The sequence below is a fragment of the Rhodoferax sp. GW822-FHT02A01 genome, assembly GCF_038784515.1.
Classification (GTDB): domain Bacteria; phylum Pseudomonadota; class Gammaproteobacteria; order Burkholderiales; family Burkholderiaceae_C; genus Allorhodoferax.
In genome coordinates this window covers 2,497,807-2,521,226 of record NZ_CP152376.1, presented here as the reverse complement: position 1 = coordinate 2,521,226, position 23,420 = coordinate 2,497,807, and the positions used below count along the sequence as shown (strand labels likewise).

Genomic DNA, 23,420 nt, shown 5'->3' with positions numbered 1-23,420 from the left:
GGCCACAGTTGTGACGGTCAAGCCTTCGGGGTAGCGTTGCAAAAGATAGGGTGGGATTGGCCGGTTGGGAAGACCGCAAGCTTGGAAGGAGAGTACTTCGCAGAGCATCTTTACAAATCTAAACCAAATTTCGCCCAACAAGCGTGCCGTGTCGATTGACTCAGATTTCGGTCAATACGACAATACGCGCCTCTCAACAACGGAGTAATCCATGGAATCTGGCCCTAGTACCGGTTCGCCCAAGGCGAGCCCTCCAGCGCGTACGTAGGCGGCCTTTTTCCGCATCGTCTCGCTGGTTTCAGCAGGACGATGTGTTGCAGCTTTCTCTTTCGGTGTCAGTTCTTGGCACTGCAGTGCATCTCCTCGGTTTTTTGCATTTGCGCAATGCGTTTGTGCTGAAGCGTTCGCCTGAGCGTTTTCGGTAGCAAAGACGTGTGCGCTTTGACGTCGATCCTGTGGATCGCCTTCACAAAGGAGTTGCCATGAAATTCAATATTCACTTTGTCATCAAGGCTCTGGCTTTGGTTTGGACATGCGTATCTACAACCCGACCCAAGGCTGACCAGCACCACGACCCTGTCGCGGCCGCTCCGTATGGAGCCTTGTTTTCCATCTTGACCAGCGCTCGCTGATCGCGCATGCCTACAGAGGAGAAATCAATATGACCCCAATCAACGCAATGAACGATTCCGTCAAAGTGGGCTCCAGCGCAGTGCTCGACAGTGCACATGTGGGAGATATTCGTGGAGCGTTTGGAACCATCAAACTAGGGGATACCGGTGTGCGCGCAACATGGAAACAGCGCTGGCACACCTTACTGGCAATACTTGGTCCCGGTCTGATAGTGATGGTAGGAGACAACGATGCGGGTGCATTCGGCACCTATACGCAGGCCGGACAAAACTACGGCACATCCTTGCTATGGACCCTCTTGTTGCTTGTACCTGTCCTTTATGTCAACCAGGAGATGGTTCTTCGCCTGGGAGCCGTCACGGGAGTTGGGCATGCTCGGTTGATTTTTGAGCGCTTTGGAAAGTTCTGGGGGGCTTTCAGCGTAGTCGATCTGTTCTTGCTCAATGCCTTGACCATCGTTACCGAATTCATCGGTATCAGCCTCGGATTGGATTATCTGGGCGTCTCGCGCATATGGGGTGTCGCAATCGCAGCGCTAATCATCATCGGAGCAGCCAGCACCGGGGACTTTCGTCGCTTTGAACGATTCTCCTTGTTTCTTGTTTTTGCGAGTCTGCTACTGATTCCCATCGTGATCATGGTCCATCCAGCCCCGACCCAGATCGCTCATGACTTCTTTGTGCCCCAAATGCCCAAGGATAGCAAGCTGAGCGAAGTCATGCTGCTGATCATTGGCATTGTCGGGACCACCGTCGCCCCTTGGCAATTGTTCTTTCAGCAAAGCTATGTCATCGACAAGCGAATCACCCCGCGCTTCATCCGATACCAGCGCATGGACCTTTGGCTGGGCATCTTCCTGGTGGTCGTAGGCGCCGTTGCCATGATTGCCTTTGCGGCGCAGACCTTTGGCGGGCAGCCGGAATTCGGCAATTTCACCGACGCACTGGGTGTCGCCAATGGGTTGGAGAAATACTATGGTCGTGTGCCAGGCGTATTTTTCGCCATTGCACTCATCGACGCTTCCATCATTGGTGCATTGGCGGTATCGCTTTCAACGGCTTACGCCATTGGTGATGTATTTGCAGTGCGTCACTCCCTGCACCGCAAGCCCGGCGATGCCAAGGCCTTCTATGCGGTCTACATAGGGCTGATCATCGTTGCTGCCGCCTTGGTACTGACTCCTGGCACGCCCTTGGGACTTCTCACCAACCTCGTGCAGACCTTGGCAGGCGTGTTGCTTCCTAGCGCTACTGTCTTCTTGCTCCTGCTGTGCAACGACAAGGCGGTACTGGGCCCTTGGGCCAATTCCAAAGGGCTCAACTGGTTCACCGCAGCCATCATTGCTGTACTGGTGATGCTTTCGGTCATTCTGACTGCGGCCGTGCTCTTCCCAGACATCAGCGATGCACACATTCTTGGTGTCCTGGTTGGTGGAACGGTACTCGGCGCAATCTTGGCATTAGCCGTCAAGGTCTATGAGCGCTATCAAGGCGTTCAAGTTTCCGAAGACACGCTCCTTCCAATGACGCAAGTAGAGCGAGACAACTGGAGAATGCCCGCCATGGACATGTTGACGCCGGCACGCCTCAGCTTGTCCAGCCGCATGTGGATGCTGGTGCTGCGCGCCTACCTGGTTATCGCGGCGGGATTACTAATCGTAAAACTCGTTTTGCTAGCCATGCCTGCCTGATTGAAGCGTGCGCCCAAATGCTGTATGTAGGCGCAAGCGAATGATCGAAGTTGCTATCTTGGCGATCCGATCGACGCCAAATATTGCGCTACAGCTTCCATATCCTGATCTGATAGCGCGTGCGTGATTTGCTTCATAGCGGCACCACGAGGACGTTGGTCCGTGTGCTTGAACACTTTGAGCTGCTCCACGACATAGCTTGCATGTTGGCCGGCCAAGCGTGGGAATCCACCATTGCCTTCGGCCTTCGGTCCATGACACGCCATGCAGGCTACGACTTCGTTCTCGGGAATTCCGTTGTTGAAAATTTGCTCTCCTCGGACCAATAGCGCGCTCTGACCAATATGTGCCCGCATAGCAGGCTGACTGGAGAAGTAATCTGCAAGCTCGTCAACCTGACCTGCAGTCAGGTGGGTAAAGCCCCACATGTATTGGGTGCCACGGGAGTCACTTCTGTCGTGGCCCTTGAAATCGGCCAATTGGGCTGCAAGGTACTCCTTTTGTTGACCTGCCAGTTTGGGAAATGCCGGTGATGTGGACTCACCTGTCACTCCGTGACAGTTGGAGCACACCTGAACGGCTACAACCTTCCCGGGCACACCCGGGTTTGCAACATCACGGCTACTGCCAAGGCTGGTGCAGGCGGACATCGTCAGCACCGCGGCCACAACGGTGAAGGATTTCAATAAAAGCTGTTTGGTCTTCATCATCGTCTCCCCAATTAGAAAGCGGCCCACAGATACACATATGTGGAATTGTTGTCACTGGCATTTCGACCAGCACCGTCGTAATTTGATGTACTTCCCAGATATTTGGTGAAGATATTGAATTGAACGCCCACGCGCACGTTCTGATTGATCAGGTAGAAGAACTCTGGTGTCCACACCTCAGAATCCGGAACACTCGTCGCGTTGTAGGTGTAAACCGCTGCGTCTGCGCTACCTGTTACGTTTCGGTAGGTCAAACTTGCGCCGTATGTCTGCCGATAGACATAACTCGCCTTTGCAAAGAGGGTATTTAATGTCGCAGATCCGCTGTAAGTTGGCGTAACTTGGTTGTCATCAATGTTTTCCTGTATTGCACGTATTTGTGCAGTAAACGTATGTGGAGCTAACAAGTACTGATACTGAGCGTCTATGCCCACATCCCGGTAGTGCAAGCTTCCAAGAGACGCGTCAGGAATTGCATCCGCATTGTCCACTAGCGTTTTAGCATCGAATCCAAAAGCACCTACCATGATGTTGTGAGCATCCCATTCCCGCGTGTATGCAAGGCGCCAGTACAGGTTGTTGCCGTCAACATAGGTACCGGCAAATGGATGACTGGTGTCTCCGCTTTGCGTTGGATAGCTCAGGAAGGAAAGCCCACCCTTGGCAGCCTGGTATGAAGTCAGTTCGGCGTAGTAAGTCTTATCGAGGTAGATATAACCACCAATACCTGCTACCTTTTGAGAGAGCCCGCCCTCGAGCAAGGTCGTGTACGGCAGCCCCCCAAACGCTCCCTGTGTCGTGCTCATATAGGGAGAAGACCATGCTGGCGCGCTGTTCCAAACGTCTTGAACCGACGGATTGTTGTTGAGTGTGAGCCCCCAAACCAGATCTCTATTGACATCAACCGTTCGATCGGCATACCGCAGATCAAAGTTGTCGGCTGCAAAACTTCCCCCATCTGGAAAAGACTGGGTGTACTGCGCAAATCCGCCGATGTTGTCAGTAACCTTGCCGGCCAAAAAGACACTGGCACTCTCAATAATGGTTTGACCATCCCGGCTTGAGGCCATGGCTCCATACCCGTCTGCCGCTGGATTTTGCGTTGTGGTGTTGGTTGCCACCACCATTGCCGACAGCGGATTGCCACCTTCACCCAAGGTGTATCCGGTCAGCTTGAACATCCGCCCATAGGGAGTCAATTCGGGGTACTGACCTCCCGCATGACACGCCACGCAACTTTGTCCCGTTTGTCGTGCGAACGTTGGTACAGCCAATGCTGACTGACACGCAATCAGCGATACCAGCCCGACAAGTCCAGCAATGGCCGACTTTCTCCATGTCCCCAACCACAAAGATCGAGCAACGCCACAAACGCATTCAACCAATTTCATTTTCGTCTCCTGCCAATTTGCCGAAACAACTTCGACATGGGTCAATGCTGATCCGATGCAGGCAGAAAATATTGACGTAGCGCAAGGTGATTAGGCAAAAAACCAGCTTTACATTAATTTGCAAAGACGCACATTTCAAGAGTATCGAACTGTCGACAATATGCACTGCGGGGGATTGGCGCCCTCGCTCTACATGTTATTGGCGAAAGCTTTTCAGAACCCTCCATCCGTCATGTGATGGAGGTTTTTTTTCGCAAGCTGCTAACTTGGTACTCCCATCAATGGATGCAGAGTAGCGGCAACTCATTCACCATGGGTACAGCGCTATTTTGTTGGCGCAAGGCACTCATAAATGTCTTCGCCCTTTGGCTGGTAGAACGGGCACTTGCGCAATTTCGCAATAGTCATCGGCTCATCGCCTCCCGCAAAATTGACTTCGAAGTCGCCGTGCGGCGCATTTACGATGACAAATTCAGATACCAACGCGCAGTTCTTTGAATCGCCCCCGGGTCCAGGCGTCAGGTCATAGCCAACCGTTAAGTGATTGTCCGTAAACTTGAACTTTGCGGCCTGTGGCTGTTGCCCGCAAACCACCGGGTCAAAGACTGTCACTACAAGCTTGTCATACAGGCGATACGGTGTCACCACCTCCTGTTGTTTGTCCTTCGTGTTCTCAATCTGGATGGCCTTGAAGATCAACGATGGAGTTCCTGTGGATACGGGCAACTCTGCAAATGCAGACATAGATAACAACGCTACACCAACCAATATTGCTGTCTTTTTCATAAGAAACTCCGAAGTTATTCAATACCTTTACAAGCGCCACGCGCACCTTAGGGTATGACTCTGTTCGGAAATCCTTTCGTTGCGATAGGTCAAGGTCTTGTCAGATGACAACACTTCCCATCGGCACACCATTCTTGGCGGATCAGTTCAATTTACCCCTTTGCCCATATACCCAGCCCTCCCACCACCCCCAAGGTGCAGACGATTCCAGTCACTACGACAAAAGCCCAGAGGTACCCAAACAGAATCCTTAATCCTACTCGCCGTGTCAACAGTGTTACCTTGTCTTTCTGTTGATTCGTTGGAAGGTGGAGGCAGGGTCCGCAGCCTCAGTGTGAGGAAAGTGGGCTCTGGTGGTGTAAGACGTATGGGCTCTGGATTCCGCCAGCCGGCGACGAGAAGACTGCAGTGCAGTACCACCGATACGAGCAGCGCAAACAGTATGCGCCGGCTCGTTTCGGGGAGAGGCGAAGTGGATGTGTTGGGTGAAGACAGAGAAATATTCACGTCTTTCTCGTCGTCAAATGCTGAGTCGGATTGCTCTTACAAGAAGTAAGAGCCTCAGTCTAGCGCAAGATGTTGCGCCTCTTCTGGAGACGCTGAGTGCTTAATTACGCTGCTGTTTTTGCTGATTCAACCACCTACACGCTGGCTGCGGCGACGCAAGCCCAAACACGAGAGTAGGCACGCTAAGGCGTCTTTGATCGCATCGAAATATATGCTTCGGGAAGACCTGCGTGAAGGTCTGTTTGCAGTTTGGTGACCTATCACTCGCAACGATTGGAGCCGAAGATGCAGTGCCCTACAAACAAACTCACGGGAACGGAGGCTACAAGCCAGGCCACGAAGATTTGGGAAAGTGTCAACGAATCCATTTGGTGTGCTCCTTTTGAAAGAGCACGCAGGATCGCAAAATGGTGTCGTTGACACGAGCATTGTTATGCTGAGTTTACGGTGTGCCCTCGGTCCATGCCAACCTTGCCGCCATGAAGACGAAGGCCACTGCAAAGCTCTTGCGCAGCCCGGCCTGCACGGTAGGTGTCTGAATCACGATGCTCCGAAAGCCGTGAGCCAACATGCCGTAACCCACGAAAACCGCCAAGGTCATGGTCATGAAAACGGCACTCAGCACGCCAAATGCCACAAGAGGCTGCGCAGCGGAAGCGTCCATAAATTGGGGTAGGAAGGCCAGAAAGAAGAGCGAGAGCTTGGGATTGAGCGAGTTCAGCAAGATGGCCTTGGTTACCAGACTCCATACACGGACAGGCGGGCGTGCTTCGTCAACCGTGAAGGCAGTTCGGTCACGCCAGGTCAACACGGCCAGATAGAGCAGATACAGCACGCCCAGCACCTTGAGCGCCTGAAAAGCAAGGCTGCCAGCGTGCATGGCTGCGGCTAACCCAAGGCCTGCAGCCAACATGTGCGGCAAGATGCCCAGCGTGCAGCCCATCGCCGCATACACACCCGCCAAGCGCCCCTGCGACAGCGCAGTGGAAACCGTGAGCAACACGCCGGTTCCAGGAGTGACGACCACCACCAACGAGGTCACAAGAAATTCAAGACTGATCATGAAAGGCCCTTCCGCCATGAAGAACACACCCGGTGGTGTGTTGGGGCCATCTTCGTTGCGGGTGGGCCGTCGGGTCTTGAACGTTATTGCAGCCTGTGCTGCGCGTGTTGCCACATGCCCGGTGTGTAGCCGAGGAACCGTTGAAAGGCGCGGGTCATGTGGCTCTGGTCGGCAAAGCCACAGGACAGGGCCGATTCCGTGAGCGAATATCCCTTGGCTATCCGCGCCTGTGCGCGGTGCAGCCGTTGCTGCTGCAGCCAGGCAAAGGGCGGCAGACCAAACGTCCGCGCAAACTGGCGCACCAACTGGAAACGCGAAAGCCCTGCTAACTTCGACAGCGCTTCAAGCGACGGCGGCGCGTCCATCTGGTCCAGCAGACTCTCGCGGACCGCGCACAACGTAGAGGGAAGCACATCGGGCAGTGCCCGGTTGCCATAACGCTGCACCAACATGCCCAGGGTGTGGGTGAGCATTTCCTCTGCGCCAGAGTCCGGCCCCTGTGTGGGCGCCCAGTGCCGTAGCAGTGCATCAACCGTCTGGCGCAGCTCGGCATCCTCCAGCACGGGGCGGGTCAACTCCACAGTATCCAAGCCCACCGCATCCGCCATGAGCTGCGTAGAAACATAGACCATACGCCAACACCGTGGACGCCGCTGCAGGGGCACACCATCGTGTATCTCACCGGGGTTGGTGGTGATGACGTTCCCGGCAAGTGATTCCACTGGTCCGCGACCACTGGCAGAGACCTGACCACCCGCATCCATCAGCCCGAATCCAAAACTGTCATGGCAATGCCTGTCAAAGGCGCGATTGCTGTGCATGTGCACCGCATGCACGCCCGAGACCGGGCCGTTTAGTACAACGCAACGGTGCAATGGCGGGGACATGGCGGCTAGGGGCGAATTGATTGGAAGAACAGACTCAGGACGCAGCAGCCCCAATAGCCCGAGCCAGCGCTTCAATCCCCTCGACCGACAAATCCTGCGCAACAAAAGTAGCCTGCGGTGTACTGGCCTCGGCGTGGTTGTTCAGCGAGCGCAGGTAAAACCGGTCGTAGTGCTGGGACAGCAGCTCGGCCACCAGGGTGGCAAATTCCTTGCTGGCTGCCAGTGACTTCCAGCGGCTCACGGTTTCGCCGCCGCACAGTTCCTTGAGACGGTCCAGTTGCTGCTCCAGCACCGGGCCGCTCAGGAAGTAGTCATAGTCGCGCAGCAGGAACTGCACGCGCTCTTCCATGCTGGCTTGCACGCGCACCCAGTTGCCGCTTTGTATGCCCTGGAACACCGCATCGGGCACGCGCAGCTGCCCCACGCGCTTGCTCTCGGACTCCACGAACACCGGGCGCGCCGGATCAAAACGCGACACTTCGGCGAGTACCAGGGTTTCGAACATCTTTTGCGAAGGCTGCGGCTGCCCCGGCAGGTCGCCCAGCACCGAGCCTTTGTGTTGCGCCAGCGCTTCTAGGTTCAATACCTGATGACCCAGGCGCTCCAAAGCTTCGAGCACCCGCGTCTTGGCGCTGCCGGTGGGGCCAGCCACCACGGTAAAGCGCAGGGCCTGTGGCAGGCTGCCCAGTTGCTCGATCACATGGTGGCGCCAGGACTTGTAACCGCCCTGCAGGCGCTTGGCCGACCAGCCCACCTCGCGCAGGATGTGGGTGAAAGCGCCGCTGCGCTGGCCGCCGCGCCAGCAGTACACCAGCGGCTTCCAGTTCTTGGGTTTGTCGGCGAAGTAGGTCTCGATATGGTTGGCCACATTGCGCGCCACCAGCACCGCGCCGACCTTGCGCGCCTCGAAGGGTGACGCCTGCTTGTACAAGGTACCCACAATGATGCGCTGTTCGTCGTCCAGCACAGGGCAGTTGATGGCTCCGGGAATATGGTCTTCGGCAAACTCGGCGGGGCTGCGCGCGTCGATGATGGTGTCGAACTCGGCCAGCTGCTCAACAGTCGCACGGGTATGATCAATTGAAGTCAATGGGTGTCCCGTTGCATGTTGAATCAGAGACGCAATTTTATATGCCGACCACCAGCTCCCCCTCCTCCCTTGCCAACCCCGAAACCGTGGCGGCCATTCGCCTGACCGAATTCAGCCATGGCGGCGGCTGCGGCTGCAAGATCGCACCGGCGGTGCTCTCGCGCCTGCTGGCCAGCAGCAACATGCCGCTGCTGCCGCCGGACCTGCTGGTGGGCACCGAGACCAGCGACGATGCCGCGGTCTACAAGCTCAACGACCAGCAGGCCGTCATCGCCACCACCGACTTCTTTACGCCCATCGTGGACGACCCGTATGACTTTGGCCGCATTGCCGCGACCAACGCGCTGTCGGACGTGTACGCCATGGGCGGTACGCCCTTGTTTGCGCTGGCCCTGGTGGGCATGCCGCTGGGCAAGATTCCGGAAGAAGCAATCCGCCTGATCCTGGCCGGTGGGCAGGACGTGTGCAAGGCCGCGGGCATTCCGGTGGCGGGCGGCCACAGCATTGACACGCTGGAGCCCATCTACGGTCTGGTCGGTATCGGCCTGGTGCACCCCGACAAGGTCAAGCGCAACAACGCGGCACAGGCCGGCGATGTGCTGATCCTGAGCAAGCCGCTGGGCGTGGGCATGCTGTCTGCGGCGCTCAAGAAAGGCACGCTGTCTGCGCAAGGCTACGCCGACATGGTGCGCTGGACAACCAAGCTCAACACACCCGGCATCGCACTGGCCGAACTGCCCGAGGTGCACGCCATGACCGACGTCACCGGCTTTGGCCTGGCCGGCCATCTGCTGGAAATTTGCCGCGGCTCATCGCTGTCTGCGCAAGTGACATTTGATGCAGTCCCCGTGATTCCGCTGGCCGCAGAGATTGCACAGAGTGGCATCGCCACCGGAGCCTCCAAGCGCAACTGGGATGGCTACGGCAGCAGCATGCTGTTGCCCCCCGGATGCGAGCTGTGGAAGCAGAACATGCTGTCGGACCCGCAGACCAGCGGCGGCCTGCTGATTGCCTGCGCGCCGCATGTGGCGGATCAAGTGCTGGGCATCTTGCGTGCGGAAGACTTCAGCGAGGCGGCGGTGATTGGCCGCCTAGCCACCGGAGCGGCACAGGTTCAGATCATTTAGGCCGAAAGTTCCTTGGCGGAGATGGTGTAGCGGAAGCTGTCGGGCGCCAGCTCGTCAAAGCGACCGTTGCCGTTCTCGCCTTGCGGATACATCAGGAACGGCAGTGTCTGCGGCCGCGAGTAGTTGGGCAGTTTCAGGTCGTGGGCGGTGTTCCAGCCCACCCAGTTGCCTTCCCAACCTCCGAACAGGCCTTTGGCCACGGGTGCAGAGACCGGGTTGGAGACGTCCTTGATCCACTCGGGTGTTTCCTGGCGCATCACCTTGAGCACGTCGGCCGGGTCCATTGCCACCCAGCCATATTCCTTCAGGAAGACTTCGGCGCGGCAATGTTGCGCGCCCTTGAGGCTGGCGGAATTGCCGCCCAGCTCCTTGTAGCCAAAGGCGGAAGGCGCCACACGCAAGCCATAGATGTCGCGCGCGGGCACGCCCACCGCACGGCACAAGCCGACAAAGATGGCGTTCAGATCGGCGCACTTGCCGCCCAGGTTGCCGCTCTCCAGCATGGCCTTGATGTCGCCCACACCGCAACCGCGTGTGCTGGGTTCACGGTAGGCGTTGTCCACCACCCATTGATAAATGGCGCGCACCTTCTCGACATCGCTGCCCGCGCCCTGAATGGCCTTCTTGGCGGTTTCCAGTACCACGCCGTCAATCGGCAGAAGCTCGGTGGCGGCCAGGTTGGCGCGCAGAACGGCGGGGTCTTCGTGAGCAGCGACCTTGTGCGACCAGTCGATGGCGCGGTTGCGCGTCTGCACGGTGCTGGTGAGCGACAGCGTGGGCGCGGCCACGTCGGCCGCAAACTCGGCGTACAGCATGCGTGTGCCGGTCCTGGCGTCAGACACCAGGCGCGCACTGGTGGCGTTGCCGCTCCAGCTGTTGAGACCAGCGCGTTGGAAGTCGTTGTCCAGATCAGGCACCGGCAGCCAGATGCGCGTGACACCCTTGGCATCTGCGACCTGGACATTGGTGGTGACTTCAAAGGTGCGCCAGCCCTGAACCTGCGGCTCGAAGCGGCGCTCGGCAGCAAAGGCGCGTTCAAGAATGGTGGGGGTGGCGATGGCGGCGCATCCGGCTTGCAGCATGCGGCGGCGTGTAAGGGTCATGGTGGAACTCGCAAATGGTTGGCGTATCAAGGGGGCCAACTGTACCCAACTCCGACTACAGCCTGGTTTCGATCTTCTGTCGCACCGCCGAGTCAGCCCAGTCCACCTCACCCTGGACCGACCATTGCGCGCGCCCGGCGCGGTCTATCAGCAAGGACGTGGGAAAGGTGCGCACACCCCAAGCCAGGCTCACATCGCCATACGAGTCGCGCAGCACCATAAAGTCCAGCCCCAGCACGTCGCGGTAGCGCTGCACCGCGTCGCGAGACTCCCGGAAGTTCACCGCGACCACCAGCAGATTGCGGTCGCGGTACTGCTTTTGCAACGCCTGCAGCGAGGGCATTTCAGCGCGGCAGGGCTCGCACCAGGTAGCCCAGAAGTTGAGCAGCACGGCCTGCCCCTTGACCTGCGTAAGGTCCCAGGTTGCACCGTCCAGCGTGGGCAGGGTCAGCGATGGCGTGCGACGGGATGCCGGCCAGGGCGACCAATGGGCCGCATCGGTGGATGCGGCATGCGCCACACCGGCCAGCGGCGACAGTGCCAAGGCGCGCAGCACCGTGCGGCGATGGGCGCGCACCATGCTCAGGCAGCGGGCCGCGGCGCGGGATAGGGAATGAACTCGGTCTCGCCGGGGATGGGGTCAAAGCGCTGGGCGATCCAGTCTTCCTTGGCCTGCGTCAACCGCTCCTTACGGCTGGAGACGAAGTTCCAGGCGATGAAGCGGTGGCCCAGCGGCTCGCCACCCACCAGCACCACGCGCGCCGCGCCGCTGGCACGCAAGGCAGGCGTGCTGCCGGTTGGCAGCACCACCATCTGGTGCTGCGCCAGGGGCTCACCGTCCAGCGTGCAACTGCTGTCCAGCGCATACAGCGCGCGCTCGGAATAGTTGGCCGGAATCTGCAATGCGGCACCGGCTTCGAGCGCCATGTCCAGGTAGATGGTGGGCGACTTGGCCGGTACCGGCGAGGTGGCACCAAATGCAGACCCAGCCATGACCGTCACGCGCGCACCGGGCAGCTGCACCTTGGGAATGTCCTGCGCATCGAAATGCAGCAAAAAGGGGGCGCACTCTTCCTCTTCAGCTGGCAGGGCCATCCACAGTTGCAGGCCGTGCGACACGCGGGGTTTGTCGCGTAGGTCATCGGGCGTGCGCTCGGAATGGACGATGCCCTTGCCCGCCGTCATCCAGTTGAGTTCTCCAGGCTCCATGCGCTGCACGGCGCCGGTGGAGTCGCGGTGCATCATGGCGCCTTCAAACAGATAGGTGACGGTGGACAGGCCGATATGCGGATGGGGCCGTACATCGTGGTTGTCGCTGGGCTGCGCATGCACCGGGCCGAAATGGTCAAAGAAGATGAACGGCCCGACGGCCTGGCGCTGCGCCGAGGGCAGGAGTCGCCGCACGATGAAACCGCCTCCCAGATCGTGCTGGTGGGGTGTGAGCGTTTGATAGGTTTGCATGGGCGGCCTGTACGGTTGATGGCGTGATTATTGCCGGATGCCCCGTGATGACAAGCCGATTTGTAAGGTGTTTTTGCGGGCTCAGGAGTACCATTGCGCATGGGGGGAGAGAAACTGTGACTGCTTCTGACAGATCCGGCGCCAACGAAGTCCTGAACCGCGAAGAGGCCCAGTTCCGTACGCAAGTACTGGAACTGCTGGTGGAAAACGCCCCCCTCACCCGCATTTTTGAAGTGTTGCTGCATGGCTTTGAAGCCCTGCGCCCTGGCGCCCTGTGCAGCCTGATACGGTTGGACGAAGAGGGCAAACGCGTTGCCCATGCCATGGGCCCCAGCCTGCCGGATTTCTACACCTCGGCCCTGGTCGGGCTGGAGATCGGCCCTGCGGCCGGCTCCTGCGGAACCGCCGCCTACACGGCCAGTCGCGTCGTAGTGGAAGACATCGCCACCCACCCCTACTGGGAACCGTATCGTCCGCTGGCACGCCAGGCGCGGCTGGCGGCCTGCTGGTCCCAACCCATCGTTTCATCTTCCGGCAAGGTGCTCGGCACCTTTGCCATCTACTACCACGAGCCGCGGGCGCCGGAGGAAGTGGACCTGGTACTCATCCAGCAGTACGCCGCACTGGCCTGCATTGCCATCGAGCGTGACACCGAAGGTCGCCAGTTGCGCGAGAGCGAGGCCCGTTACCGCACGCTGGTGGAGTTTTTGCCCATGGGCATCATCGTGCACCAACATACCCATGTGGTGTACGCCAACCCGGCAGCAGTCCAGATTTTGCGCGCCCCCAGTGCGCAAGCATTGATGGGCCTGCCCATCATGGAGATGACCCATCCGGACTTCCGGGAAATCACGCGACAACGGATCAAGGACCGCGAGAAAACCGGCTTGAATTCGCCTGCACTGGACATGAAGCTCTTTCGCGTGGACGGTTCCGTCGTCGACGTGCAGATGACCGGCACCCTCATTCAATACGGTGGGGCGCCTGCTGTGCTGGCCAGTCTGACAGACATCACTGAACGCAAACGCTCCAGAGACAAACTGCAACTGGCGGCCAATGTGTTCAGCCATGCGCGCGAGGGCATTGTCATCACCGACGCCGACACCCGTATCGTCGAAGTCAATCGCACCTTCACCACCATCACGGGCTATGAGCGCGAAGAGGTAATGGGAACCCAACCCTATGTCTTGCGGCCCGGCCCCCATTCGGATGGCTACCTGGAGACCATCTGGAAAGGGCTCAAGGGCGAAGGACACTGGAGCGGCGAAATCTGGAGCGTGCGCAAGAACGGTGATGCCTACGTGGAAATGCTCACCATCAGTGCAGTGACCGATGCGCAAGGCAAGGTACTGAACTACGTGATGCTGTTTACCGACATCACTGCCATGAAGACCTACCAGAAGCAGCTGGAGAACCTGGCGCACTTTGACACCCTCACCCATTTACCCAACCGACTGCTGCTGGCGGACCGCTTGCACCAGGCCATGAGCCAGAGCCAGCGGCGCAAGCAGGCGCTGGCCGTGGTATTCCTGGACCTGGACGGATTCAAGCTGGTCAACGACACCCATGGTCACGATGTGGGCGACGAACTGCTGGTCGTGCTGTCCCAGCGCATGAAAGGCGCCCTGCGCGACGGCGACACCTTGGCACGCCTGGGCGGCGACGAATTCGTCGCGGTGCTGGTGGACCTCGACCACAGCGACGACTCTGAGCCTGTGCTGGATCGTCTGCTGCAGGCTGCCAGTGAACCCGTCACCGTGGACGGGACCCAGCTCCAGGTGTCGGCCAGCATGGGCATTGCAGTCTATCCACGCGATGGCACACACCCAGATCTGCTGCTGCGCCGTGCCGATCAGTCGATGTACCGTGCCAAGATGGCCGGACGCAACCGCTTTCACTTTTTTGACGAAAGTCAAGAAAAACCACACTAGATCCTGCCACACCGCCCGTGTGCTTGGCGTGACCCGTGCGCCCATGGGCTTGACCTTCCGCGCTATTTGGCCAAACGGTAACTTCGGTTACCCCAATGCACTCTAGAATTCGCTCTTCAAAATCAATGTGGTCGCTGTACGGAAACGGCGCCATTGCAGTCTGCGGTCACAGTCATCCATTGGAAGCGGGTCATGCATTTCAAGAACTTCCAATCAGTGAAGTACACGCACAGTCTGGTCATCAAACTCATCGCGCTCGCAATCACCCTGGTTCTGACCGGCAGCGTGGTGCGCTATCTGGTGATCCAATCCACGCTGAAGAGCGGCATCACCGAGGTCGTCAATGCGCAGCAGCTCTCCATGGGCAAGTATGTTGCCGAGGACATTGACACCAAGATCAGGGCACGCCGGCAGTTTCTGGAACGCCTGAGCAAGGAGCTGCCCCGGCATGCGCTCTCCCACCCGGAAGAACTGCGAAACTGGCTGAAGTCCAATGATGCGATTGCCCCCCTGTTCAGCTTCGGGGTGGTGGTGGTCGCAGAAGATGGCAGGGGCGCCATCGCCGACTACCCGGTGCTGCCCGGCCGCTCCGAGCTCGACTTCAACGACAGGGACTGGTTCCGTCAGGCGCGCGACAAGGGTGAGTTCGCCATTGGCAGACCCAGCATAGGCCGCGCAGCCAAGGTGGCCGTCATCAACATGGCGGTTCCTATACGCAACGACCAGCAGCAGATCATCGGCGTGCTGATGGGGGTGACTGCATTGAATTCACCCGGCTTTCTGGATCTGGTCCAGAAGGGCATCGTCGGCAACAGCGGTGGCATGTTGCTGATTTCCCCGCGCGACAAAATGTTCGTCACCGCCAGCAACCCGGACATGCGGCTCAGCCCGACACCCGCCGTGGGGCGCAACCCGCTGCACGACAAAGCCATGCTGGGCTGGCGAGGCACCGGGGTGACTGTGAATGCCCAGGGCAAGGAGGAGTTGGTGGCCGTCACGGACGTACCCAGCGCCCAATGGTTTCTGGTGGTGCGCACCCCCAGCAGCGAGGCGTTCAGGACTGTAGACAAGCTTTTGTCCCAGGTCATGAAAGGTGGCCTGGTGGTGAGCCTTCTGGTCATCCTGTTTCTGGTCGTCATCCTTGCCTACATCTTCCGGCCGCTGGTCGACTCGGCAGCGCAGATGCGGGCCATGGCCAAGGGCGACACTCCTCTGGCTCCGCTGCCGCTGATACGCCATGACGAAGTGGGCGCCATGGTCAAGAGTTTCAACGAACTGGTGATCCGCCTGCTGCAATCGCAAAAGCAGATGAGCTATCTGGCGCACCACGACCCGCTCACCGGCTTGCCCAATCGCATGGCCTTTCAGGCCAGCATGGCGCAGAGCCTCGCCCTGGCCGAACGCCAGAAGGGCAGCCTGGCGGTGCTGTTCATGGATCTGGATGGTTTCAAGCTGATCAACGATACCCACGGCCATGACGTCGGCGATCTGCTGCTGCAGCAAGTGGCCGCGCGGCTGCGCGAATGCGTGCGCGCCTCCGACATCATCGGGCGCATTGGCGGCGACGAATTTGTCCTGCTGATGACCGACAACCCCAGCGCGGCGGAAGCGGGCCAGATCGCCAGGAAGCTGATTGCCAGGGTGAGCGAGCCTTACACGGTCGGAAGTCGTTTGCTGGTCATAGGCGCCAGCATCGGGATTGCGCTGTATCCAGAAGACGCGGACAGCGCAGACCAGCTTCTGGTGCTGGCAGACAGCGCCATGTACGTCGCCAAACGGGGCGGCGGGCAACGCCACCACACCTCGGGCGACTCGTCCAACTCTTCGACCTACTAGGACGTCTGGCGCAGGGCCACAACGGCTTGGCGCAGGTCTTCGGCCCAGGTGCGCCTATCGCGCCCCTGCGCGGTCTGGCTTTGTCCGTATTGCACGATGGCCTGCAGTCGGTCGGTACAGGCGGTGCGCCAAAGCGATTGCACCAAGGTGTCGTCGCCGATGTAGCACGGCACCAGGCTGGCCTGACCGGTGACGCCATCCGCAAAACCCAGCGCCACCGGTTGCACCGGCACATTCACGGAAATGGCCGCCTGCAGCAAATTGGCATGGAAGGGCAACACCTGGGTTCCGTCGCCGGTGGTGCCTTCAGGGAACACGGCCAGCACGTCGCCCGCACGCAGCTGATCGGCCATCTGGTGCACCACGCGCATGGCATCACGCCGAGACGCGCGCTCAATGAACAGGGTGCCGGCCCCGGCGGCCAGCATGCCGACCAGCGGCCAGTGCCGCACATCACTCTTGGAAATAAAACGGCAGTGCCGTACCGCCTGCATGGCCACGATGTCCAGCCAGGAGATGTGGTTGGCCACCAGCAATACCGGGCCATCGGCAGGCACGCCCCGCACCACCAACTCGATGGACAGCTTGTTGAGCAGGGCTTTCGCCCAGACCTGCGCACGCGCATCCCGCTCCTGCTGCGACAGCCGGGGAAAGACACGCCAGATGGTCCACAGGCCGTGCAGGATGTGCAGCAGCACCTGTAGCAATCGCCAGACGGCCTTTGCGCTGCGCACAGGCTGCGGCTCAGGCGCGGTAGGCGATGCGCCCGTCCACCAGCGTGGCGCGCACCCTGCCGGGCAGCTCATAGCCGCCAAACGGTGTGTGCTTGCCCTGGCTGCGCAGCGCATCGGCAGTCACGGTCCAGTGCGTCTGCGGATCGAACACGCAGATGTCGGCTGCAGCACCGCTGGCCAGCGTTCCCAGCACATGGCTCAAGGCCCCCAGTGAGGTGCCCATGACACTGGCAGGGCGGCGCGTAATGGTGGCCAGCGCGGCCGACAGGCCGATGCCGCTCTCCTGTGCCCATTTGAGGGTCAGGCTGAGCAGCAGCTCAACGCCGGTGGCGCCCGGCTCGCTCTCTGCAAAAGGCAGGGCCTTGTTGTCTTCGTCCACCGGCGTGTGGTCCGACACCAGCGCGTCTATCGTGCCGTCCGCCAGCGCTGCACGCAAGGCATCGCGGTCGGGCTGCTGGCGCAGTACCGGGGTGACCCGCATGCGGCTGTCAAAGTAGCCGATGTCCACGTCGGTCAAGTGCAGCGAATTGATGCTCACGTCGCAGGTCACGGGCAGTCCTTCGGCCTTGGCCTGGCGCACCAGCTCCACACCGGCCGCGCTGCTGATGCGGCACAGGTGCACCCGGGTGCGCGTAGCGCGCACCAGTTCGAAAATGGTGTGCAGCGCAATCGTTTCGGCTGCCACCGGCACGCCGCTCAAGCCCATGCGCGTGGCCAGTGGCCCGCTGGCCACCACACCCTTGCCCAGGTACAGCTCCTGGGGGCGCAGCCACACCGCATAGCCAAAGGTGCCGGCGTATTGCAGCGCCCGCTGCAGGGCCTGGGTGTTGGCCACGGGCACGTCGGCTTGGCTGAAGCCCACGCAACCAGCCTCGGTCAGTTCCACCATTTCGGTGAGCACTTCGCCCTCCAGCTTGCGGGTCAGCGCGCCCAGGGGGAAGACGCGCGACTGGTGCAAGCGCTCCGAGCGGTAGCGCAGCATTTCCACCAGACCGGGGACGTCCAGTACCGGCTCGGTGTCCGGTGGACAGACCACGCTGGTCACGCCGCCCGCCACAGCGGCGGCCAACTCGGATACCAGCATGCCTTCGTGCTCGTGGCCAGGCTCGCGCAAACGCATGGACAGATCCACCAGACCGGGGGCCACCACACAGCCGCTTGCGTCGATGACGGTATCTGCCACAAAGCCCTGGGGAATGGCGCCGGTGGCGAGGATCTTGCCGTCTGCGACCGCAACGTCGGCGGTGGCGTCATAGCCGCTGGCCGGGTCGATCACACGTCCGCCTTGAATCAGGATATTCATACAAAGGCCTTTACTTGGGGTTGGACACGATCTGGCGCAGCGCGGCAATCAACGTCTCGCATTCCTGCTGGGTGCCGATCGATATGCGCAGGTAGTCGGCAATGCGCGCTTGCGTGAAGTGCCGCACCAGGATGCGCCGCTCGCGCAGCTGCGCCAACAGCCATGCGGCCTGGTGCTGCGGATGGTGGGTGAAAACAAAATTGGCGCTGGAAGGCAGCGTGGCAAAACCGAGCGTTGCCAGCTCAGCCGTCAGCCAGTCGCGGCTTTGCACCACGGCAGAGGTGATCTGCTCGAAATAGGCCTGGTCTTCGATGGCGGCCTGTGCACCTACCAATGCCAGGCGGTCCAGCGGATAGGAGTTGAAGCTGTCCTTGACCCGCGCCAGCCCTTCGATCAGGGCCGGATGACCCAGCGCAAAGCCTACGCGAAGACCGGCCAGTGCACGTGACTTGGAGAGCGTCTGCACAACCAGCAGGTTGTCAAATTCGGGAATGAGTGCCGCAGCGCTTTGGGCGCCGAAGTCTACATAAGCCTCGTCCACCACGACAACCGATGCGCGGTTGGCCTGTAGCAGGCTGCGCAAGGTATCCAGCGACAGGGCCACGCCCGTGGGCGCATTCGGGTTGGGCAGCACGATGCCACCGTTGGGCACTGCGTAGTCGGCCAGATTTACCGCAAAGTCTGCTGTCAGCGGAACTTGCCGGTAGGCAATGCCGTACAGGCCGCAATACACCGGATAGAAGCTGTAGGTCACATCCGGGTAGAGGATGGGCAGCTCATGCTTGAGCAAGCCCAGGAAGGCATGGCCCAGTACTTCATCGGAGCCGTTGCCCAGGAATACCTGCGCCGGGCTCAGGCCAAAGTGCTTGGCAATGGTGGCCTTGAGTGCGGTGCCGTTGGGGTCCGGATAGAGGCGCAGCTTGTCGCTGGTGGCCTCGCGAATGGCTTGCAGCGCCAGCGGTGAAGGCGGATAGGGGCACTCGTTGGTATTGAGTTTGACCCAACCATCGGTCTGCGGCTGCTCGCCCGGCACATAGGCCTTGAGCTTGTCGATGCCAATGCTCCAGTATGAAGATGTCACGGTGTTGCTCATGCTTCGTTGCCCGCCACAATGCTCATCACCGCCATGCGCACCGCGATGCCAAAGGTCACCTGCGGCAGGATCACGCTCTGCTTGCCATCCACCACCGCCGAGTCGATTTCCACCCCGCGGTTGATGGGGCCGGGGTGCATCACGATGGCATCGGGCTTGGCCAGTTGCAGCTTCTCGGGTGTGAGGCCAAAGCTCTTGAAGAACTCATGGCTGGAAGGCAGCAGCGCGCCGCTCATGCGCTCGTTCTGCAGGCGCAGCATGATGACCACGTCACAACCGCGTATGCCCTCCTCCAGCGTGTGGAACACGCGCACACCCATCTGCGCCATGTCGCCCGGCACCAGAGTCTTGGGCCCGACCACGCGCACCTCGGCACAGCCCAGCGTGGTGAGCGCATGGATGTCGGAGCGCGCCACACGCGAGTGCAGCACGTCGCCCACGATGGCCACCGTGAGGTTGGAAAAATCCTTCTTGAAATGCCGGATGGTGTACATGTCCAGCAAGCCCTGCGTGGGGTGGGCATGGCGGCCGTCACCGGCATTGATCACGTGCACATGCGGCGCCACATGCTGGGCAATCAGGTAGGGCGCACCCGACTCGCTGTGGCGCACCACGAACATGTCGGCGGCCATGGCGCTCAGGTTGGCAATGGTGTCCAGCAACGACTCGCCCTTGGAGGCGCTGGAGCGCGCGATGTCCAGGTTGATCACGTCCGCCGAAAGGCGCGTGGCGGCAATCTCGAAGGTGGTACGGGTGCGCGTGGAGTTCTCGAAGAACAGGTTGAACACGCTTTTGCCGCGCAGCAGCGGCACCTTCTTCACTTCACGGTCATTGACCGAGACGAAGTTGGTGGCGGTGTCCAGGATGTGGGTGAGGATGTCCTTGGGCAGGCCCTCCACTGAGAGCAGGTGGATCAGCTCGCCGTTCTTGTTGAGTTGGGGGTTGCGCTTGTAGAGCATGGTCAGGCCTTCTTCACTTCAAAACGGAACACGCCGTCTTCGGACCGTGCCAGCGACAGCGACTGGTCATCACCCAGCGTGACGCGGGCTGCCGCAAAGTCCGCCTGCACCGGCAGCTCGCGCCCGCCGCGATCCACCAGCACGGCGAGCTGCACGCTGGCCGGGCGGCCGTAGTCGAACAGCTCGTTGATCACGGCACGCAGGGTGCGGCCGGTGTAGAGCACGTCGTCCAGGATCAGGATGTGCGCATCGTTGACGTCAAACGGGAGCTGGGTCTGCGCGCTGTTGGACAGGCCACGCTTGGAAAAATCGTCGCGGTGCATGGCCGAGGAAATCACGCCCGGCTTGCCCGGCAGATTCAAGTCACGCTGCAGCCGCTCAGCCAGCCAGGCGCCACCGGATGTGATGCCCACCAGACGCGTGTCGGCATGGCGCACCATCTGCACGCCGCGCAGCAGTTCGCGGTACAAGGCCTCCGCGTCCAGGAATAGAGCCCCCACGCTCGTCGCTGCGCGACCTTCGCTGCCCCCCGAGGGGGCGCTCGCGCCTTGGGACGGCCCGGCGGCGCTCAGGGCCCCTTTGTCGTTGTCGTGGCTCATCACAGACTCCTTAAAAACTGTTCAAGAATGATGCAGGCCGATGCCGCGTCGGCATCCTTGGCGCCGCTGGCAATGGCCTCGGTGGTGCTGTAGCGCTCGTCCACTTCAAACACCGGCAGCTTGAAACGGCCGTGCAGCTGGCGCCCGAACTTCTTGGCGCGTGCGGTGTTTTCATGCGCGGCGCCGTCCGGGTGGTAGGGCACGCCGATGACGATGGCATCGGGCTGCCACTCCTGGAGCGCTTTGGCGATCTGCACGAAGCGTGCATCTCCCTGCGCGTGAATGGAGCCTTGCGGCTGTGCTGTGCCCAGCAAGCGGTTGCCCACGGCCACGCCGGTGCGCTTCTCGCCGAAGTCAAAGGCAATGAAGGTGGAGAGCGTGGCGGGTACGGACATGGGCGTGCTGACGGGAGCCACGCTCATGCATGCCCCACCTGGTTGGAAATCATCCAGGACTGCAGTCCCAGCAGCCCCAGGGCGCGCTCGTAGCGCTCCTCTACGGGCGTGTCGAAGATCACGCCGCGGTCGGCGTCTACCGTGAGCCAGCTGTTTTCGCTGAGTTCAGACTCCAGTTGTCCCTCGCCCCAGGCGGAGTAGCCCAGCGTGATGAGGACGCGCTTGGGGCCAGCGCCGCTGGACAGGGCTTCGAGCACGTCCTTGGAGGTGGTCATCTCCAGCCCGCCGGGAATGGTCATGGTGGAGGCGTACAGGGTTTCGTTCTTGGCATCTTCACCGATGTAGATCGGCTCGTGCAACACAAAGCCGCGCTCGGTCTGCACCGGGCCGCCCTGGTACACGGGCTCGGCCTGCAGGTCTTCCCGCTTGAGCGGCAGCTCCACCTTGTCGAACAGGGCCGGCAGCTTCATGTCGGCCGGCTTGTTGATCACCAGGCCCAAAGCACCGCGCGAACTGTGCTCGCACACATACACCACGCTCTTGCCAAAAAGGTCGTCCTCCAGCCCGGGCATAGCGATGAGGAAATGGTTGGTGAGGTTGATGGGTGCAGAATCGCCGGACATGGCTTCATTTTAACGGCTCGCATGCATACCCCTTTTCACACCGGTCTGGTCTGGCTGCGGCGCGACCTGCGTCTGCAGGACAACCCGGCGCTGGCCTTGGCGCTCAAGCAATGTGCCCAGGTGCACTGCGTGTTTGTGTTCGACAGGGCGATTCTGGAATCCTTGCCGCGCCAGGACCGGCGGGTGGAGTTCATCCACGCGTCCCTGCTGGAGCTGGACCAGGCTTTGCGCGCTGCTGCAGGCCAACCCGGAGCGGGCCTGATCGTGCTGCACGGCCTGGCGGAAAAGGAAATACCGGCATTGGCCGCTGCACTCAAGGCCCAGGCCGTGTTTGCCGCCAAGGACTACGAGCCGCAGGCTCTGGCCCGTGATGCGGCAGTCCGCCACGTGCTGCTGGCGCAGGGCATTCAATTGGCACAGGTCAAGGACCATGTGATTTTTGAAGAGTGTGAGGTGCTGACCCAGACCGGCAAACCGTATGGCGTGTTCACGCCCTACCTGCGCGCCTGGCTGGCCAAGCTGGGCGATGCGCCCTTGCCTGAGAGCAAATTCCCCGCGCACTGCCCGCAGCTGGCGCCCCGCCCTGCGCCCCATGACCATGTGCTGCCTGCGCTGCAAGCCATTGGCTTTGAACCCACCAACCTCCTGTCGCTGGCTATTCCTACCGGCATGTCGGGTGCCGCGTCCCTACTGGACGACTTTGTGGTGCGCATGGACCGCTACGACGAGACGCGCAACTTCCCGGCGGTGAAGGGGCCCAGCTACCTGGGCGTGCACCTGCGCTTTGGCACGGTGTCGTTGCGCCATCTGGTCAACCTGGCCCGGCGCCGCATCGCCAAGGGCAGCTCGGGCGCGCAGACCTGGCTGTCGGAACTGGTGTGGCGCGACTTCTACTTCCAGATCCTGGCCAACTACCCGCATGTGGCCACCGGCGCCTTCAAGCCCGAATACGATGCCATCGAGTGGGAAGAAGGCGCACTGGCCGAGGAACGCTTTGCCGCCTGGTGCGAAGGCCGCACCGGCTATCCCATCGTGGACGCGGCCATGGCCCAGATCAACCAGACCGGCTATATGCACAACCGCCTGCGCATGGTGGCGGGCAGCTTTCTGGTCAAACACCTGGGTATCGACTGGCGCTGGGGCGAGCGCTACTTTGCAGAAAAGCTCAACGACTTTGACCTGAGTGCCAACAACGGTGGCTGGCAGTGGGTGGCATCCAGCGGCTGTGATGCGCAGCCCTACTTCCGCATCTTCAATCCGGTCAACCAGAGCGAGAAGTTCGATGCCCAGGGCAAGTTCATCAAACGCTACCTGCCGGCGCTCAAGAACCTGGGCGACAAGGCCATCCACGCACCGTGGCAAGCCAAATCACTGGAGCTGCAGAGCGCCGGTGTGGTGCTGGGCCGCGACTATCCACAACCGGTGGTGGACCACGCCACTGCGCGCGCCCGCACATTGCTGCGCTATGGCGTGGTGAAAAAAGCCGCCTAGCAGCCAGT

General features: G+C 60.6%; 22 protein-coding genes. 6 read left to right on the top strand and 16 right to left on the bottom strand.

Features of this window, described 5'->3' with window-relative positions; all coding sequences use genetic code 11:
- The first annotated feature begins 482 nt into the window (after positions 1-482).
- Positions 483-632 (top strand): hypothetical protein, encoded by a 150-nt coding sequence (locus AAGF34_RS11820; RefSeq protein ID WP_342620797.1) that lies wholly within the window; start codon positions 483-485, stop codon positions 630-632.
- A gap of 29 nt (positions 633-661) precedes the next feature.
- Positions 662-2,323: an NRAMP family divalent metal transporter gene (locus AAGF34_RS11815; protein ID WP_342620796.1), complete on the top strand. Its 1,662-nt coding sequence runs from the start codon at positions 662-664 to the stop codon at positions 2,321-2,323.
- A 53-nt stretch (positions 2,324-2,376) separates the two neighbouring features.
- Here AAGF34_RS11815 and AAGF34_RS11810 read toward each other — a convergent pair whose 3' ends face one another.
- The 6 genes from AAGF34_RS11810 to mnmH form a co-directional block, all read right to left on the bottom strand.
- Positions 2,377-3,030, bottom strand: a complete 654-nt coding sequence (locus AAGF34_RS11810) for a c-type cytochrome (RefSeq protein WP_342620795.1) — start codon at positions 3,028-3,030, stop codon at positions 2,377-2,379.
- Between the two features lie 14 nt (positions 3,031-3,044).
- Positions 3,045-4,424, bottom strand: coding sequence for a cytochrome C (locus tag AAGF34_RS11805; RefSeq protein ID WP_342620794.1), 1,380 nt, complete (start codon positions 4,422-4,424; stop codon positions 3,045-3,047).
- A 324-nt stretch (positions 4,425-4,748) separates the two neighbouring features.
- The gene (locus AAGF34_RS11800) at positions 4,749-5,210 is read right to left on the bottom strand and encodes a hypothetical protein (RefSeq protein ID WP_342620793.1); all 462 of its coding nucleotides are present in this window, start codon (positions 5,208-5,210) and stop codon (positions 4,749-4,751) included.
- 949 nt (positions 5,211-6,159) lie between these two features.
- Positions 6,160-6,780 (bottom strand): LysE family translocator, encoded by a 621-nt coding sequence (locus tag AAGF34_RS11795; RefSeq protein WP_342620792.1) that lies wholly within the window; start codon positions 6,778-6,780, stop codon positions 6,160-6,162.
- 83 nt (positions 6,781-6,863) lie between these two features.
- Positions 6,864-7,667, bottom strand: coding sequence for an AraC family transcriptional regulator (locus AAGF34_RS11790; protein WP_342620791.1), 804 nt, complete (start codon positions 7,665-7,667; stop codon positions 6,864-6,866).
- Positions 7,668-7,701: 34 nt separating this feature from the next.
- Complete coding sequence (mnmH, locus tag AAGF34_RS11785) at positions 7,702-8,757, bottom strand: tRNA 2-selenouridine(34) synthase MnmH (RefSeq protein ID WP_342620790.1); 1,056 nt, start codon at positions 8,755-8,757, stop codon at positions 7,702-7,704.
- Positions 8,758-8,798: 41 nt separating this feature from the next.
- On the opposite strand from mnmH, the gene selD reads away from it, so the two are divergent.
- Positions 8,799-9,884 (top strand): selenide, water dikinase SelD, encoded by a 1,086-nt coding sequence (gene selD, locus AAGF34_RS11780; RefSeq protein ID WP_342620789.1) that lies wholly within the window; start codon positions 8,799-8,801, stop codon positions 9,882-9,884.
- Here selD and AAGF34_RS11775 read toward each other — a convergent pair.
- Genes AAGF34_RS11775 through AAGF34_RS11765 form a run of 3 tightly spaced genes read right to left on the bottom strand, consistent with a single transcriptional unit; the run spans position 9,881 to position 12,448 of the window.
- Positions 9,881-10,987, bottom strand: a complete 1,107-nt coding sequence (locus tag AAGF34_RS11775; protein ID WP_342620788.1) for a transglutaminase-like domain-containing protein — start codon at positions 10,985-10,987, stop codon at positions 9,881-9,883. The genes selD and AAGF34_RS11775 overlap by 4 nt on opposite strands.
- Positions 10,988-11,042: 55 nt before the next feature.
- The gene (locus AAGF34_RS11770; RefSeq protein ID WP_342620787.1) at positions 11,043-11,567 is read right to left on the bottom strand and encodes a TlpA disulfide reductase family protein; all 525 of its coding nucleotides are present in this window, start codon (positions 11,565-11,567) and stop codon (positions 11,043-11,045) included.
- A 2-nt stretch (positions 11,568-11,569) separates the two neighbouring features.
- Positions 11,570-12,448 carry a pirin family protein gene (locus tag AAGF34_RS11765; RefSeq protein WP_342620786.1) on the bottom strand — a complete coding sequence of 293 codons (879 nt, stop codon included), beginning with the start codon at positions 12,446-12,448 and terminating at the stop codon, positions 11,570-11,572.
- 116 nt (positions 12,449-12,564) lie between these two features.
- Here AAGF34_RS11765 and AAGF34_RS11760 point away from each other — a divergent pair, with 116 nt between their 5' ends.
- Both AAGF34_RS11760 and AAGF34_RS11755 read left to right on the top strand, forming a co-directional pair.
- Complete coding sequence (locus tag AAGF34_RS11760; RefSeq protein ID WP_342620785.1) at positions 12,565-14,379, top strand: diguanylate cyclase; 1,815 nt, start codon at positions 12,565-12,567, stop codon at positions 14,377-14,379.
- A 192-nt stretch (positions 14,380-14,571) separates the two neighbouring features.
- Positions 14,572-16,215: a GGDEF domain-containing protein gene (locus AAGF34_RS11755; protein WP_342620784.1), complete on the top strand. Its 1,644-nt coding sequence runs from the start codon at positions 14,572-14,574 to the stop codon at positions 16,213-16,215.
- Here the strand turns inward: AAGF34_RS11755 and AAGF34_RS11750 are convergent.
- The 7 genes from AAGF34_RS11750 to AAGF34_RS11720 are packed head-to-tail and all read right to left on the bottom strand — an operon-like array spanning position 16,212 to position 21,921.
- Positions 16,212-16,949, bottom strand: a complete 738-nt coding sequence (locus AAGF34_RS11750) for a lysophospholipid acyltransferase family protein (protein ID WP_342620783.1) — start codon at positions 16,947-16,949, stop codon at positions 16,212-16,214. The genes AAGF34_RS11755 and AAGF34_RS11750 overlap by 4 nt on opposite strands.
- Before the next feature lie 10 nt (positions 16,950-16,959).
- On the bottom strand, positions 16,960-18,252 hold the full coding sequence (locus AAGF34_RS11745; protein WP_342620782.1) for a dihydroorotase: 1,293 nt from the start codon (positions 18,250-18,252) through the stop codon (positions 16,960-16,962).
- 10 nt (positions 18,253-18,262) lie between these two features.
- Entirely contained in the window at positions 18,263-19,333 is a 1,071-nt protein-coding gene (gene hisC / locus AAGF34_RS11740) for a histidinol-phosphate transaminase (protein WP_342620781.1), read from the bottom strand.
- An 8-nt stretch (positions 19,334-19,341) separates the two neighbouring features.
- On the bottom strand, positions 19,342-20,304 hold the full coding sequence (locus AAGF34_RS11735) for an aspartate carbamoyltransferase catalytic subunit (protein WP_342620780.1): 963 nt from the start codon (positions 20,302-20,304) through the stop codon (positions 19,342-19,344).
- A 2-nt stretch (positions 20,305-20,306) separates the two neighbouring features.
- Complete coding sequence (pyrR, locus tag AAGF34_RS11730) at positions 20,307-20,903, bottom strand: bifunctional pyr operon transcriptional regulator/uracil phosphoribosyltransferase PyrR (RefSeq protein WP_342620779.1); 597 nt, start codon at positions 20,901-20,903, stop codon at positions 20,307-20,309.
- The gene (gene ruvX / locus AAGF34_RS11725; protein ID WP_342620778.1) at positions 20,903-21,325 is read right to left on the bottom strand and encodes a Holliday junction resolvase RuvX; all 423 of its coding nucleotides are present in this window, start codon (positions 21,323-21,325) and stop codon (positions 20,903-20,905) included. The genes pyrR and ruvX overlap by 1 nt, the downstream gene beginning before the upstream one ends.
- A complete protein-coding gene (locus AAGF34_RS11720; protein WP_342620777.1) occupies positions 21,322-21,921 on the bottom strand; it encodes a YqgE/AlgH family protein in 600 nt (199 codons plus the stop codon). The genes ruvX and AAGF34_RS11720 overlap by 4 nt, the downstream gene beginning before the upstream one ends.
- 21 nt (positions 21,922-21,942) lie before the next feature.
- Between AAGF34_RS11720 and AAGF34_RS11715 the strand changes: the two genes are divergently transcribed.
- Positions 21,943-23,412 carry a deoxyribodipyrimidine photo-lyase gene (locus AAGF34_RS11715; protein WP_342620776.1) on the top strand — a complete coding sequence of 490 codons (1,470 nt, stop codon included), beginning with the start codon at positions 21,943-21,945 and terminating at the stop codon, positions 23,410-23,412.
- Positions 23,413-23,420: the final 8 nt, after the last annotated feature.